Raw genomic sequence first — 15,212 nt, 5'->3', positions numbered from 1 at the left:
AGCGGTAGCCCCTACGCCAGCGACGACTACCGCGGAGCGCTCGGGTCGCATGGGCTCATCCCGAGCATGAGCCGCGCTGGCGACTGCTGGGACAACGCCGTGGCCGAAAGCTTCTTCGCGACGCTGAATCGATGTCGAGGTGCGACTCTAGTACTAGAGGACCGAACAGGCGGTGGCGATTCAGATCCTGGAGCGGCAGGTCTCGTTCACCTGTCCGGCAGGACAGGTCGAGGTATTCGGACGACTTACGCCGCGGCGGCGAGGCGCGCCACATTGAAATCGCCGCGATCTTCGTGGGTGAGGACGATCGAGCGTACACGATCATTGTCAGGGTATGACCTTGAGGCAGATTTCGGAGAGGAATCATAGATAGCGCGTCGCTCTACAGGACGACGATCGCGGGGCAGGGGGTGACCTTGACGCGCACGCACGAAGCTGATAGGGCTCGGTGTGTGCATGGGGCAGATCTGGCAGCTCGCGTGCGTTCGGGTGAGTTCTGCGATGGGCTGGACCTCGCAGACCAGGATTACTCGGGCGTCGATCTCTCGGGCGGCCTCTTCTCGAAGTGCAACCTGGCTCGTGCCCGCCTGAACGGGGCAAGGCTCAAGGAGGCCGTGTTCATCGAGTGCGACCTCCGCGATGCCGTCCTCGCGGGCGCCGATTGTCACCATACCGCCTTCCACAAGTGCGATCTGTCGGGTGCCTCGTTCGTCGGGGCCAACGTCCAGCTCACCAAGCTCACGGAGAGCCTGGCGCGGGGGGCCCGCTTCGACGAGACGCCTATCCTCATGCTGACGGTCTTCAGGAGCGACCTGTCCGGCGCCTCGTTCGCGCGGTCGGCCATCGATCGGACGATCATCTCCGAGGCTCCGATGGACGGGATGGACCTCCGGGGAGCCGTCCTGAAGCGCACCTTCGTCTCCGACGTCGACTTCCGGACGATTGCCATCGATGGCCTGCGCCTCGAGATGGCTGTCCTCAACAAGTGCGGGTTTCATGGGATGAACCTCGCAGGGTTCGTCTTCGAGCTCTGCCAGCTCCAGGAGTCGGACTTCTCCGGAGCGATCCTGGAGCGGGCGCAGCTCGTCCAGGCGAACTTCAAGGGGGCCAACCTCTCCGGTGCCAGGCTGGACGAGGCGAGTTGCGCGCGCGCCATGTTCATCGAAGCCAACGCCGAGGGTGCGAGCTTTCGCGGCACCTCCCTCGAACAGGCGCTCTTCGACGGCGCGAACGTCTCGCGGGCCGACTTCTCGGGGGCCCGGCTCCGTGAAGCGGCGCTCCGGGGCATCAATGCGCGCGGCGGCTCCTTCGCGGGCGCTGACGTGACCTACGCCGATCTCTCGGGGTCGAACCTCGAGAACGCGAATTTCATGCGAGCGAAGATGTTTCGCGCCATCCTGCACGGCGTCAAGGATGCCGGCGCCACCATCCCCACGCGCGCCGTGGCGCTCGGAACCGACGAAGAGCGCGCGCGGGCCGAGAACTTCACCCCTTCGCTTTAGGCTTCTCGCAAGCAAGAGGAACGACCATGGTCATCGCAGCCGGAACTGTGGAGAGCTCCCCCGTGCATGTCTTGCCCACCGCGCGATCCGCGCGGGCGCTCTTCCCCACCGAGCCGGACGTGACCACGGATCTCGGCACCGTGCTGGCCCGCGCCGGGCAGAGGGTGCGGGTGGCGACGTCGACGGGCGAGCGAGACACCGAGATCGCCCCTTCCTGCATCGTCTCCCCGGCGCCCGGGGATCGCGTGCTCGTCGTGGGCTCGCGGGACGAGGCGTACGTGCTCGCCGTCCTCCGGCGCGGTCACGCCGGCGAGACCAAGCTGGTCTTCGACCGGGACGTGTCCCTGAGCGTGCCCAACGGCCGGCTCCGCGTCCTCGCCAAGGAGGGCGTCGACCTCGCATCGCCCGAGGCGCTCGGGGTGCACGTCGGCGCGGTTGAGGTCGACGCGGCGGAGGTGAGAGTGGCCTTCTCCTCGCTCCTCGATCTGGTCGGGCACTCCATCACGACGAAGACGAAGAAGGTGCGGGTGGTCGCCGAGACGTTCGACACGATCGCCGGGAGGATCTACCAGCGGGCCGTCAACTTCCTGCGCCGGACCGACGAGCTCGACCGGGTGGAGGCGAAGAACATCGACCGTCGGGCCGAGAACCTCGTCCACATCCACGGGGAGAACGCCGTCACCACGGCGGAGCAGCTCGTGAAGTTCGACGCCGCGCAGGTCCACGTCGGGTAACGACCATGTGTTTCGCCAACACGCAGATGATGGGAGTAGACATGGGCTTTCCCGACGTGTGCCTGACGCCCGCGCCCCCGGCGCCTGCGCCCGTGCCCATCCCCTATCCCAACGTTGGCATGGGGCCCACGGTGACGAAGCCCGTGCCCAACGTGCTCTTCATGTACGCCCCCGCGCACAACATGTCGAGCTCCACCGCGATGTCGAACGGCGACAACGCGGGCGTTGCCACCGGCGTCGCGTCGGGCACCGTCATGGGGCCCAACCGGCACGTCACCGCCGCGTTCACGGTCCTCGTGGGCGGCCAGCCGGCGACCCGGCTCACGAGCGTTGGTATCCAGAACAACACCAACTGCCCGGGCATGCGAGCGGTCCCCAGCCAGGTGATGGTCCTCTTGCTCGCCCCGTAGGCTCCCTGCCCTGGAGGCACCGTCATGCCCCGACTCTATGAGATCTCGGCAGGGTTCCTCCCCGGGAGCGCGATGGTGGTCGCGTTCGACGGCCACGAGGCGCTGAACCGACCTTACCGGTTCCAGATCCGGATCTCCGTACCCCTGGCCGATGGCCTCGAGCTCGGACTCGACGCTGCCACGGGCCAGAGGGCCAAGCTCACCATCCATCACGACCGCCCGGGCGCTCCCCACGGCACCTACTCGGGCACGGTGGCCGCCTTCGAGCTCGTCGAGGATCTGGCGCAGCACTCGATTTTCCGGCTCGACCTCGTGCCGAAGCTGTGGGGCCTCTCGCTGGGCGAGCACAGCCGGGTGTTCATCGACATGGCGCTCCCCGACATCCTCGAGAAGACGCTCCAGGATGGCGGGCTCTCCTCCAGCGACTTCGAGCTGCGCCTGACCGGCAAGTACCCGGCGCTCCCGCACGTGTGCCAGATCCGCGAGAGCCGTCTCGTCTTCCTGACCCGGTGGCTCGAGCGCGTGGGCGCGTACTACTTCTTCGAGCAGGGCGACGGCGGAGAGAAGCTGATCCTCACCGACAGCAAGTCGAGCCACTCGGAGGCTCGCACGGAGCCGGTGAGGTTCGTGCCGCAGAGCGAGGACGACGTCAGTGCGGGGGAGGCGCTGCGGACCTTCCGGTGGCGCCACGAGGTGACGCCCCGGAGGGTCACCGTCACCGATTACGATCCGCTCCACCCCCAGCTCGCGGTCACGGGGTCTGCGGACGCCACCCCGGCGAGCGTGGGAGGGGACGTCCACTTCTTCAAGGTCAACGAAGACCGGCCCGAGCGGTCGGAGAGCCACGCCAAGACGCGCGCGCTAGAATACCTTGCCGGGCGCACCACTTGCCAGGCCAGGGGGCGCGTGTTCGGGCTCATGCCCGGGTTCGTATTCGACCTCGTGGAGCACCCGCGCGGCGAGCTCAACAAGGCTTATCTGGTGACGGAGATCGTCCACAGGGGCAGCGAGGCCCGCGTGGCTGGCGGCCCCGTTCGTGCCGGCGGAGGCGAGACCATCTCCTCCGATCGCCCGCCGTACGAGTGCGAGGTCAAGCTGGTCGACGCGAGCCAGCACTGGACCCCGCCGTCGCTGACGCCCTGGCCTCGGATCTCCGGCACGGTGCGGGCGCGCATCGACGGGAGCGCCGAGTCGGAGTTCGCCCAGCTCGACGGGCACGGGCGCTACCTCGTGCGGCTCCTGCTCGACGAGAGCGGGTTGCCCGACGGCGCCGCCTCCACACGCCTGCGCATGCTCCAGCCGCACGCGGGCAATCCCGAGGGCATGCACCTGCCGCTGCGCAAGGCCACCGAGGTGCAGGTCGGCTTCCTGCGAGGCGATCCAGACCAGCCCGTGATCGTCGGGGTGACGCCGAACAAGACGACGCCGAGCCCGGTGGTCCAGGCCAACCACTCGCAGAACGTGATGCAGACCGGCGGCCTGAGCCGCATCGAGATCGAGGACAAGCAAGGCTCCGAGTACGTCGACATCTCCACGCCGCCGGAGAAGACCTTCCTCCACCTGGGCGCGCACGCCGGCCTGGGCTCGCACAACTACGTCCTCTCGACGAGCGGCGATACCTCGATGCACACCGGCGGCACGCGTGACATCACGGTCGGCGGCAAGCAGAACGAGTCCGTGAAGGGCAACGTCAACGAGAGCTACCACGCCGATCAGGAGACGACGGTCGACGGCTCGCTCACGGAGACCATCGACGGCGGCGCGACGCAGACCATCCACGCCGGCTCCACGCAGACCATCGACGGCGGCGTCCAGCAGACGATCTCCGGCGGCGAGCTGCGCACCGTCGACGGGGGTCAGCAGGAGACGCTCTCGGGCGGCCGGACCCAGACGATCACGGGATCGTCGGTGGAGACGATCTCCGGCGACCTGACCCAGACGATCTCGGGGGGCGCCACCATCTCGACCCCCGCGGGTTACTTCATCACCGCCGCCGGGGGCTTCGAGGTCTCGACGCCCGCGAGCATGACCATGATCGCGACCGGCGGCTTCAACCTCCTCGCCCCGGGTGGGCAGCGGCGCCTCGACAGCGAATTCCAGCTCGCCGGAGGCGAGTACAGGGTCTTCTTCGAGAAGCAGCTCACCATCACCGGGCACAAGATCGACGCCATGGGGCTGTACGTCGAGCTCATCGGCGTCAAGGCCGATGTGTTCGCTCTCAAGCACACCATCTCCAACCACATCAGGTCGACGGCCCTCGCCATGCTGACCACGGACGGGATCGGCGTGTCGAGCCACGCGTTCTCCCAGCACAAGGGCGGGTTCCACGCGTGGGGCGGCTAGGGCGGAGGCTGTGAATGGATCTCTTTACCCTCTCCTGTGATGCCATCCCCGGCCGACCCCGCGTGCTCGCGCTGCGCGGCGACGAGGAACTCGGGCGCTGCTTCGAGTACGACGTCTGCTTCCACCTGGAGGCCGACGACAGCCTCGACCTGAGCCCGGAGGGCCTGCTCGGCGAGCCCTGCACGCTCGCGCTCGGCTCGGACGGGACGGGGGGCGTCGCGGACGCCGGCGTGACGGAGATCGCCGGGCAGATCGCGGAGGTCGAGCTGCTCGAGGACGCCCCGAGCCCCGTCTTCCGGCTCCGCCTCGTCCCCGCGCTGTGGTTCCTGCGGCGCTCGGCCCACAACCGCGTCTTCGTCGACAAGGCCTTCCCGGACATCCTCGGGGAGGTGCTGGAGAAGGCGGGCATCGCGGCGAGCACCTACGCGCTCAAGCTCCGCAAGTCGTACCCGAAGCGTGAGCACGTCTGCCAGTACCAGGAGAGCGATCTCGATTTCATCCAGCGATGGCTGGAGCGCGAGGGGATCTACTACTTCTTCGATCACAAGCACCAGGGGAGCAAGCTCACGTTCTGCGACTCGGCCGCGGACCACGAGCCGAGCAGCGATCACCCGATCCCCTACCATCCGACGATCGGGGCCGACGTCTCGGCGACGCGGCACCTCGGCTTCTTCTGCGCCTCGCAGCGGGCGCTGCCCGCCGAGGTGGGGGAGGCCGACTACAACTACCTCACGCCCGACGCGACGATCGGCGCCTCCGAGCCCGTCGCGCCGGGGCTCTCGGCGAAGGTCCGGAGGTGGGCGCCGAACGAGCTGGATCAGGGCGGGGCCGCCCGCGTCGCCGGTCTGCGCGCCGAGCTGGAGAAGAGCCGGCGCCGGCGCTACCTGGGCGCGGGCCGGGTGCTGCTCCTCCACGCGGGCTTCACGTTCGAGATCGACCGTCACCCGACCTTCGCGCTCAATCGAGCGTACCTCGCCGTGCGCCTCCGGCGCCTCGGTCAGATCGGCGAACGGGATGGTCGGCTGATCTCCTTCTTCCAGCCGGAAGAGACGGCGGCGCTCGCGGGGGAAGCTCTCCGGATCGAGGTCGAGGCGATCGAATCGGACGTGCAGTTCCGCCTGCCGCGTATCACCCCTTGGCCTCGGGCCGGCCTCGAGCTCGGCATGGTCGACGGGCCGGGCAGCGACCGCTATGCGCAGATCGACGAGCACGGCCGCTACCTCGTCAAGCTGATGATGGACGAGAACGCGTCGCCCGCGGGCAAGGCCTCGACGCGCATCCGGATGATCCAGCCGCACGGGGGCAAACAGGAGGGTTGGCACCTGCCCCTCCGCAAGGGGACGGAGGTGCTCGTGACGTTCATCGGCGGCGATCCGGATCGCCCGGTGATCGCCGGCGCCGTCCCCAACAGGCTCACGCCCTCCCCCGTGACGCGCGCCAACAACACCCAGAACGTCATCGAGACCGGCGGCAAAAGCCGCCTCGAGATCGAGGATCGCGACGGACAGCAGTACATCGACGTCTCGACCCCTCCCGAGGAGACGTTCCTCCACCTCGGCGCGCACGCGGGCCTCGGCGACCACAACGTCGTGCTCTCCACGAGCGGCGACGGCCTGATCCACACCGGGGGCAACCGCGACATCACCATCGGCGGCGATCAGAACGAGGACGTGAAGGGGAAGCTGACCGAGGCGTACCACGCAAACCAGTCCACCCACGTCTCCGCCGCGTTCCAGGAGACCATCGACGCCGGCGCCACGCAGACCATCCACGCCGGGCTGAACCAGACCATCACCGGCGGGCTCAAGCAGTCAATCCAGGGGGGAGAGAAGCGCACAGCGTCCGGCGGCGTCACCGAGACCATCAACGGCGGGCGCACGCAGACCATCAACGGCGGGACGACCGAGTCGATCAACGGGGCTCAGTCCCAGACCATCACCGGCGGCGCCGTGGTCATGAGCGGCGGGATGTACACGGTGAAGGCCGACGGCGGCTTCACCCTGAAGACGGACGGGCCCATGAACATGCTGGCGAACTCCTGGCTCATGAACGCCCCCGGAGGCCAGACGAACATCGACAACTTCTTCTTCGCGGTCGCGAACAAAGACACCAAGACCTACAACATCCTGTTCCGGCCGAACGCCATCAACATCAACATCGCCGCCATCGCGGCCGCCGCCACCGGCGCGCGGCTCGACAGGGTGTGGAGGAAGTTCGAGGGCGCAGGGCTCGTGCTCCAGAACAACGGCATTCAGTTGAAGTCGGGGGCGAAGATCGGCACGGTCTTTGGGGCCACCTTCGTGCTCGGGTTCGTGACCTTCCTCTGAGGCGATGGAGGGGAGGGGACCATGAAAACCGACTTCCGCTTCGTCTGTGACGCCCTCCCGGGCGGGCCGTATCGCGTCCTCTGGTTCTCGTGCGAGGAGGAGCTCGGCCGCCCCTACAGCCTTTGCGTGATGGTCGAGCCTGCTCCGGAGCAGACGGTCGAGCCCTCCGACCTCGACGGAGCCCTGGGCGAGCCCGGCAAGCTCATGTACGGCGACGGTGTGCTCCATGGGCTCTTGTTCGAGGTCGCACTGCTGCTCGCCCGCGATGATCACCGGGTCTACCGCCTCACCCTGGCCCCGAAGCTCCACGCGCTCTCCTTCGGGCACCACAGCCGTGTCTTCGTCGACAAGTCGGTGCCCGACATCATCGAGGCCATCCTCCGGGAGAACGAGATCTCGTCGTACGAGCTTCGGCTCGGCGCGGCCTACGCCCCGCGGAAGCACGTCTGCCAGTACCAGGAGAGCGATCTCGACTTCTTGCACCGCTGGATGGAGCGGGAGGGAATCTATTACTATTTCCTGCAGGAGGACGGGGGCGACAAGCTCGTCATCTGCGACGGATCCCGCCGGCACGACGACGCGCCCGCGGGGAGAGTCCGCTATTACCCGAGCGGTTTCGATGACGTCTCGGCCGGCGAGCGCATGATCACGTGGCGCCGCGTGCACGCCGGCGTGACCGCGGACGTCGAGTTCGGCGACTACGACTACCTCAAGCCGGCGCTCGACATCCGCGCCACGCAGTCGAACGTCGCCGTCGGGTTCGAGCGGCTGGTCCGGTTCGAGGACAACCTGTACGATCAGGAGGAGGCCGACCGCCTCGCCTCCGTACGCGCGGAGGCGCAGCGCACGGCCCAGGTCCGCTTCCACGGGCGCGGCCGGGTGGGCGGGCTCCACGCGGGGCTCTGCTTCGATCTCGTGGATCATCCGCGCGACAACCTCAACCAGAAGTACCAGATCTGCCGGATCGTCCACGTGGGCAGGGAGTACGGGGCCGATCCCGCGCTGTCTCGCTACCTGGGCCTCCCGGCCGACGACGACGGCTACCACGTCACCGTGGAGACGCAGCCCGGCGACGTGCGGTACAGGCCCGAGCGGCGCACGCCGTGGCCGGCGGTGCGCGGGGTCGAGAGCGCGGTGGTGGACGGGGAAGCCGAGAGCCCTTACGCGCAGATCGACGCCGAGGGGCGCTACCGCGTGCGCCTCCTGTTCGACGAGGCCAAGAACCCGGCCGGGAAGGCGTCGGCCTGGCTGCGGATGGCGCAGCCCCACGGCGGCGCGCCTGAAGGGTACCACTTCCCCCTCCGGAAGGGCACCGAGGTGCTCGTGGCCTTCGTCCACGGCGACCCCGACCGGCCCTACATCGTGGGCGCCGCGCCCGCGCTGACGACCCCGAGCACGGTCACCTCGCGAAACCCTACGCGGAACGTCGTGCAGACCGGCAGCCTGAGCCGGATCGAGATCGAGGATCGCGAGGGCGAGCAGTATATCGACGTCTCGACGCCGCCCGAGAGCACGTTCTTCCACCTCGGCGCCCACAAGGGGCTCGGCGATCACAACATCGTGCTCTCCACCGGCGGAGACGGGCTGCACAACGCCGGCGGCAAGCGGGACCTCTCCGTGGACGGCACCCAGAACGAGGACGTCACGGGCGACCTGACCGAGACCTACAGCTCGAACCAGACCACCCACGTCTTCGGGTCGTTCACCGAGACGATCAACTCGGGGATGAAACAGACCATCTCGGCCGGCTCGACGCAGAGCATCGACGGCGGCCTCGAGCAGACGATCTCCGGCGGCGAGACGCGCACCGTGAACACTGGCCTGACCGAGACGATCAACGGCGGCCGCACCCAGACCATTTCGGGCGGCACGACGGAGAAGATCGGCGGCTCGCTGGTCCAGAGCGTCTCCGGCGCCATCAACGTCTCCACCCCCGCGACCTATATGAAGAGCGCGTCGGCGGGGATCACGATGGTGACCCCCGCGTCAGGGACCGTGACGGGCCTCGGCGGCGTGAAGCTGATCGCGACGGGCGGTCAGATGACCGTGGACGATTGGTGGGAGGGCATCGGCGGGCAGAACGGGTGGGCTTACCTCTGCAAGGTCGGCATCGGCGTGATGTCGCAATCCCTCACGATCAACTGGATCCGGGGCGTGGCCGTGCACGCCGCCGTCTATGGTGTGAAGATCGATGGCAAGGTCTTCGATGCACGAAACGCCGACGCCGACGAGAAGCTTTACGGGGTGCTCTTCGCGCGTCGGACCGCGCTGAAGGCCAAGCAGTCCGGGCAGACGCAGGTGGGTGGTGGTCCGGGCCCCGGCGGCGGTCCGGGCCCCGGAGGGGGCGGCCCCGGCCCTGGTCCGGGTGGTCCCGGCCCCGGCCCCGGTGCGCCGGGTCCTGGCCCCGGCGGTCCCGGCCCAGGCCCCGGCGGTCCCGGCCCAGGCCCCGGCGGTCCCGGCCCAGGCCCCGGCGGTCCCGGCCCAGGCCCTGGCGGTCCCGGCCCAGGCCCTGGCGGTCCCGGCCCAGGCCCTGGCGGTCCCGGCCCAGGCCCTGGCGGTCCCGGCCCCGGTCCCGGCGGTCCCGGCCCAGGCCCCGGCGGTCCCGGCCCAGGCCCCGGCGGTCCCGGCCCAGGCCCTGGCGGTCCCGGCCCAGGCCCCGGCGGTCCCGGCCCAGGCCCCGGCGGTCCCGGCCCAGGCCCCGGCGGTCCCGGCCCAGGCCCCGGCGGTCCGGGCCCAGGTCCCGGCGGTCCGGGTCCTGGTCCCGGCGGTCCGGGCCCAGGCCCCGGCGGTCCCGGCCCTGGCCCCGGCGGTCCGGGTCCCGGCCCCGGCGGTCCCGGCCCAGGTCCCGGCGGCCCTGGTCCTGGTCCCTCATGAAGTCCCCAGCGCTCGATGCGCCTCCAGACAAGGTGACGACGTGCGTGTCGTAAAGCCCAACCAGATCGGCATCCTCTCCCGACCCTTCGACTACAACAATCGTTACAAGCTCGGCGTGACGGGGCTCATCCTGTTTCCGTTCGCCGAGCCCCGGTATCCCTTGACCGAGTCGGCGTTGTGGCTCCTCGTCGGCAAGATCCTCAAGGAGACACCGCTCGACGCCTCCATGCCCAAGCGCAACGGCGAGATCCTGATACGCGCCACCGCCCATGCGCCGCAGGGCAAGCCGCAGCACGTGGTGCGCGCGGCGTTGGAGCTCGACGGGAGGCTCCTCAAGGAGATCGCTGTCGTGGGCGATCGGGTCTGGAAGCGAGGCGTCCCCACCGAGCCCGAGCCCTTCGTGGCCAAGAGCATCCGGTGGGAAGACGCGTTCGGCGGCGAGGAGTTCAAGCCGAACCCCGTGGGGAAGGGGTACCGGCCCAAGGAAGGTACGCCGCTGCCCAACATCGAGAACCCCAAGAGGCTCATCACGTCGATGTCGCAGACGCCCGACCCGGTCGGCTTCGAGCCCTACGACATCACGTGGCCGCAGCGCATGCAGAAGGCGGGCACGTACGACAAGGAGTGGCTCGACAATTACTACCCGGGGCTCGCGAGACACCTCGACTGGAGCTTCTTCAACGTCGCCCCTCCCGATCAGCAGATCCAGGGCTTCTTCCGCGGCGACGAGGAGCTGGTGCTCAGGAACCTCCACCCCGAGAAATCGGAGCTCAAGTTCAAGCTCCCGGAGGTCCAGCTCCGCTGCATGATGCGGCGGAAGCGGCGGAGCGGCGACGAGGTCGACGCCGACGTCCCCATGTCGCTCGACACGCTCTGGCTCTTCCCGGAAGCCGCGCACGGTGTCCTCGTCTTCCACGGCAGCGCGCCCATCCGCGAGGACGACGCCGCCGACGTGTCGCTGCTCTACATGGCGTGCGAGGATCTGGGCCGGCCCAAGCCGGCGGAGCACTACGCCCGCGTCCTCGAGCGGCGGCTCAGCAAGGAGCACGGCACCATCGCCTCGCTCGACGACCGGCCGCTCATGCCCGATCTGCGGGGCGGCATGAAGCGGCCGCCCTCGCCGCGCGACGAGGTGGAGGATCTCGTGGCGCACGAGAACATCACCTACAAGAACATGATGAAGAAGGGTGAGCGGCACGTGGAGGCCGCGCGCGCCCTGCTCGTCGCGTACGGGCTCGATCCGGACCAGCACGGGCCCGTCCCGACCCCTCCCATCGACACCGACGGCCCGATCGAGGAGCTTCTGGAGCGGGTCGAGCAGATCGAGAAGGATCTCCGCGAGAAGCAGAGGCAGGCCGAGGAGGCCCAGCTGGAGATGGAGGCGACGCTCGCGCAGATCTGCGCGGATAACGGTATCGACTTCAAGGAGATCAAGAAGGAGTGGCGCGGGCCGTTCAAGGGGGGGCCGCCCGAGCCGACCGCCGAGAACGACCTCGCCAGGATGCGCAAGCTGGCGGAGGACGGCCGCGCCGCCGGCTTCGACGCCAGCGAAATTGACGGGTACCTGGCCGATCCAGCGTTCGTGGAGAGGATCCGGGAACAGGACCGTGGCCGGCTCGAAGCCTACCGGATGAACGCCCAGGATCGCTCCGAGCCCGATCTGCGCAGCCCCGGGGAGAGCCGCCGCCTGTGGGAGGAGCTCCGCGCCGCGCACGCCCGCGGGGAGAGCCTGGCCGGCCGGGATCTCACCGGCGCGGATCTCGCCGGCATCGATCTCCCGGGGGCCGACCTCCGCGAGGCGCTCATGGAGCGCTGCAACCTCACGGGGGCCAACCTCTCCGGGGCCAACCTGGAGCGCGCGGTGCTGGTGCGCGCGGTCCTCGTGGATACCCGCCTCGACGGGGCCAACCTCACGGGGGCGAACCTCTCCAAGGCGGAGTGCTCCCGGACGAGCCTCGCCGGCTGCCAGCTCAAGGAAGCCCAGCTCATCGCCACTCGGCTCGCGCGTGTGAGCTTCGACGGGGCGAACCTGGAGCACGTGGTCCTGATCGAGGCTACGATCGACGCGTGCTCGTTCCGCGGCGTCCGGGGCGAGGGGCTGATGCTCGACGGCCTCGATCTCGCCGGGACCAGCTTCCGCGAGGCGTTCCTCCTCGACGCGGTGTTCATGAAGTGCGGGCTCGACCGGGTCGACTTCACCGGCGCCGAGCTCGCCGGCGTCACCCTCTTCGGCTGCCGCGCCTCCGAGGCGGTATTCGCGAAGAGCCACGCCAGGAGTTTGCGGGTGGTGGAGGGCACCGATCTCCGCGCGTGCGACTTCCGCGATGCCGCGCTGGAGGAGGCCTGTCTCCGGGGCACGAGCCTTGTCGGCTGCGACTTCAGCGGCGCGCGCGCGCCGCTGGCCGATTTCAGCGATTGCAACCTGGAGGACGCCCGCCTCTACCACCTCTCCGCGCCACAGTCGCGGTTCATCCGCGCCAACCTCACCCGGGCGAACCTGGTCGGGGCCAATCTCTTCGAGGCCATGCTCTCGAAGGCGGACCTCTCCGGCGCCGACGTCCGCGGCGCGAACCTCTACCAGGCCGATATGGCGCTGGCGCACGCGCACGAGCGGGTCCAGTTCGATCAGGCCATCGTCACGCGCATGCGCACGAAGCCGCTCTACGCGACCAAGGTCCAGGACCTCGACTGAAGCGGGCTAACGGGCGAACAAAGCCAACGCGATGCCACCCGCGAGGAGGGAAGCGAGGATGATCGCCGCCAGGCGGATCGCGGCGCGCCTGCGCTGCGTATGTCGCTTTGCCATCCGGAGCCTGAACTGCTGGAGCTCCTCCTCGTCCCGCTCTCGCGTCCCCGGCGGGAGCGCGCCGCGGAAGCCGGAGATGTCCAGGCGGCCCACGTCGGCCCGCTGGCGCCGGGCTATCTCCGACGTGAGCGCGCCGATCCGCGCCGCCAGCCGCACCATGATGGCGGCCTCGGCGGGATCCTCGACCCAGTGGTACAGGTGGACCATCCAGGCGGTCGGGGTGGTGAGCACGTTGTCAGGCTTGAGCGCCAGGAGGTCACGCCGGACCTCCTCGTCGTCGACGATCTCGCGGATCAGCCGCTCCGGCGCGCCTTCCACCACGAAGGCGTCGTCGAACGACGCGTCGCCGGTCCGGTGCGTCACCGTGAGCCCGCGCTGGATCTCCCGCCGGTCCTGGGACGTGAGCGGCCGGATCGAGAAGTTGATGAGGATCCCCTCCTCGACGGGAACAGTCGCCTCGGTCGACTTGAGGTCCAGGTCCCCGTGCTCCTTCTGCGTCAGCACGACCGTGACTTGCTGATCGCCGATGTAGCCCCGGACCGCCGTGTCCGGATCGAGGATCTCGGCGCGCTCGAGGAAGCCGGCGATGTCCTTCACAGCCCTGCGCACGGGTCCGATCGTATCCGAGCGGCGCCGCATCGCCAGGTCGACGCGGCGCGCACCCTGTGGTATCATCGGCGCTCGAGCATGCACCGCGAGACCATCCTCAGCGGACGCCGGCTCTGGCAGCGAGCGCGCCCTTTCCCCCATATCGTCGGGGAGGGCGTGCTCGCACCGGACGTTTACCGCGACGTGGAGGAGGCGTTCCGCAGCGAGCTCTGCCGCGGTCTCGGCGAGGCGGCCGCCACGTCTCCCCCTACCCACCGCTTCGCGAGGACCGTCCCCGGCTACGGCGCCCACGTGAAGGCGCTGACACGGGAGACGACGGGGGCGCTCGCGCTCTTCGTTTCACGAGGCTGGCACGACATGATCGCGGGCCTCTGGGGCATCGAGGCCACGGGCGACGTCGACGCTGCGCTCCATCATCACCCCGTGGGCAGCGGAGACGGCTGGGTCCACAACGATCTCAACCCGGGGTGGTTCGTCGATCAACCGAAGGCCGACGGGGTGAACCTCTCGGATTCCGCGCTCTGCAACTACCAGCATGGGCCTGCGGATCCCCTCGGCTCGTCGTCGCTCGTCCCGCGCGAGACGGTCCGGGCGGCGGCGCTGCTCTTCTATCTGGCCAACGACCCCTGGTCCCCGGGCGACGGCGGGGAGACGGGCCTCTACTCCAGCCTTCACAGCCCGGTGTCGCGCCCCGCGGCGGTGGTGCCTCCTCTCAACAACTCGCTCCTCTGCTTCGCCTGCACCCCTTTCTCCTGCCACGCGTTCCTGAGCAACCGCCGGAGCCCGCGGAACAGCGTCATCCTCTGGCTGCACGTCCCCCGGGCGCAGGCCGAAGCGCGCCACGGCGCGCGGAGCATCGAGCCATGGCGGAGCCGATGAAGCCGGTCTGCCTCCTCACCGGCGCCGGCGGGGTGCTCGGCTCCGCGTTCTGCCGCACGCTGGCGGCCCGCTTCGACATCGCTGCGGTCTATCGCGCGAGGCACCCCGACACGCCCTCGCAGCTCGAGTGGTTGCGCGACCCGCTCGACCCCTCTCTGCGGGTGCCGGAGAACGATCACCCTGTCTTCGCGATCCAGCAGGATCTCTCGCACGAGGACGGCCCGAGCCGGGTCGTGGATCTCGCGCTCGCCCATTTCGGGCGTGTCGACGTGCTCGTCAACGCCGCGGCGGACGTGACGTTCTGGGGCCCGCTACTCGACGCGGAGCGGCAGAAGGACCGGCTGCGATCGCAGCTCGAGATGAACGTGATGGTCCCCATCCGCCTCGCCGCGCTCGTGGCCGAGCGATTCTGGCGCGACCGCCGGGACGAGAACCTTGCCCGGTCGCGGAGCGTGGTGAACGTGTCGAGCATCTCTGGAGTCCAGATCTTCAAGGGGTGCAACCAGAGCATGTACAGCGCGTCCAAGGCCGCCTTGAACTACCTCACGTGCCACATGGCGGAGGAGTTCTCGTTGTTCGGGGTGCGCGCCAACGCCGTCGCGCCTGGCAGCTTTCCGGGCCAGATCGCGACAGCGCGCGTGGTCTCTGCGATCCTCCGGCTCGCAGAGGAAGACATCGCGGGGAAGGTGCTCGTGATCGACGAGCACGGAGAGCGCCTCACGCCCTGA

General features: G+C 69.2%; 10 protein-coding genes and 1 pseudogene. 10 read left to right on the top strand and 1 reads right to left on the bottom strand.

Features of this window, described 5'->3' with window-relative positions; translation table 11 throughout:
- Positions 1–3: 3 nt before the first annotated feature.
- From WMF44_RS37715 to WMF44_RS37680, 8 genes and pseudogenes are all read left to right on the top strand, one after another.
- A pseudogene (locus WMF44_RS37715) lies at positions 4–126 on the top strand (IS3 family transposase); the annotation flags it as partial.
- Positions 127–479: 353 nt separating this feature from the next.
- Positions 480–1,502, top strand: a complete 1,023-nt coding sequence (locus WMF44_RS37710; RefSeq protein ID WP_437294884.1) for a pentapeptide repeat-containing protein — start codon at positions 480–482, stop codon at positions 1,500–1,502.
- A gap of 26 nt (positions 1,503–1,528) precedes the next feature.
- Positions 1,529–2,236 (top strand): DUF3540 domain-containing protein, encoded by a 708-nt coding sequence (locus WMF44_RS37705; protein WP_437294883.1) that lies wholly within the window; start codon positions 1,529–1,531, stop codon positions 2,234–2,236.
- A 5-nt stretch (positions 2,237–2,241) separates the two neighbouring features.
- Positions 2,242–2,646 (top strand): DUF4150 domain-containing protein, encoded by a 405-nt coding sequence (locus tag WMF44_RS37700; RefSeq protein WP_437294882.1) that lies wholly within the window; start codon positions 2,242–2,244, stop codon positions 2,644–2,646.
- 24 nt (positions 2,647–2,670) lie between these two features.
- Positions 2,671–4,989 (top strand): type VI secretion system Vgr family protein, encoded by a 2,319-nt coding sequence (locus WMF44_RS37695; protein WP_437294881.1) that lies wholly within the window; start codon positions 2,671–2,673, stop codon positions 4,987–4,989.
- 14 nt (positions 4,990–5,003) lie between these two features.
- Positions 5,004–7,316 carry a type VI secretion system Vgr family protein gene (locus tag WMF44_RS37690; RefSeq protein WP_437294880.1) on the top strand — a complete coding sequence of 771 codons (2,313 nt, stop codon included), beginning with the start codon at positions 5,004–5,006 and terminating at the stop codon, positions 7,314–7,316.
- A gap of 21 nt (positions 7,317–7,337) precedes the next feature.
- Positions 7,338–10,190: a type VI secretion system Vgr family protein gene (locus WMF44_RS37685; RefSeq protein ID WP_437294879.1), complete on the top strand. Its 2,853-nt coding sequence runs from the start codon at positions 7,338–7,340 to the stop codon at positions 10,188–10,190.
- 40 nt (positions 10,191–10,230) lie between these two features.
- The gene (locus tag WMF44_RS37680) at positions 10,231–12,882 is read left to right on the top strand and encodes a DUF2169 domain-containing protein (RefSeq protein ID WP_437294878.1); all 2,652 of its coding nucleotides are present in this window, start codon (positions 10,231–10,233) and stop codon (positions 12,880–12,882) included.
- Between the two features lie 6 nt (positions 12,883–12,888).
- Here the strand turns inward: WMF44_RS37680 and WMF44_RS37675 are convergent, their stop codons facing one another.
- Positions 12,889–13,605, bottom strand: coding sequence for a hypothetical protein (locus tag WMF44_RS37675; RefSeq protein WP_437294877.1), 717 nt, complete (start codon positions 13,603–13,605; stop codon positions 12,889–12,891).
- A gap of 78 nt (positions 13,606–13,683) precedes the next feature.
- Between WMF44_RS37675 and WMF44_RS37670 the strand changes: the two genes are divergently transcribed.
- Together WMF44_RS37670 and WMF44_RS37665 are read left to right on the top strand one after the other, a co-directional pair.
- A complete protein-coding gene (locus tag WMF44_RS37670) occupies positions 13,684–14,484 on the top strand; it encodes a 2OG-Fe(II) oxygenase (protein ID WP_437294876.1) in 801 nt (266 codons plus the stop codon).
- Entirely contained in the window at positions 14,469–15,212 is a 744-nt protein-coding gene (locus tag WMF44_RS37665; RefSeq protein WP_437294875.1) for an SDR family NAD(P)-dependent oxidoreductase, read from the top strand. The genes WMF44_RS37670 and WMF44_RS37665 overlap by 16 nt, the downstream gene beginning before the upstream one ends.

The sequence above is a fragment of the Sorangium sp. So ce426 genome (assembly GCF_051475585.1).
GTDB classification, from domain to species: Bacteria; Myxococcota_A; Polyangia; order Polyangiales; family Polyangiaceae; genus Sorangium; species Sorangium cellulosum_B.
This window is presented reverse-complemented; position numbering and strand designations above follow the sequence as displayed.

Bases quoted from the DNA above. Each gene is read 5' to 3' on its own strand.
- WMF44_RS37700 (WP_437294882.1), top strand. From the start codon at position 2,242: ATGTGTTTCGCCAACACGCAGATGATGGGAGTAGACATGGGCTTTCCC.
- WMF44_RS37665 (WP_437294875.1), top strand. From the start codon at position 14,469: ATGGCGGAGCCGATGAAGCCGGTCTGCCTCCTCACCGGCGCCGGCGGG.
- WMF44_RS37685 (WP_437294879.1), top strand. From the start codon at position 7,338: ATGAAAACCGACTTCCGCTTCGTCTGTGACGCCCTCCCGGGCGGGCCG.
- WMF44_RS37705 (WP_437294883.1), top strand. From the start codon at position 1,529: ATGGTCATCGCAGCCGGAACTGTGGAGAGCTCCCCCGTGCATGTCTTG.
- WMF44_RS37695 (WP_437294881.1), top strand. From the start codon at position 2,671: ATGCCCCGACTCTATGAGATCTCGGCAGGGTTCCTCCCCGGGAGCGCG.
- WMF44_RS37690 (WP_437294880.1), top strand. From the start codon at position 5,004: ATGGATCTCTTTACCCTCTCCTGTGATGCCATCCCCGGCCGACCCCGC.
- WMF44_RS37670 (WP_437294876.1), top strand. From the start codon at position 13,684: ATGCACCGCGAGACCATCCTCAGCGGACGCCGGCTCTGGCAGCGAGCG.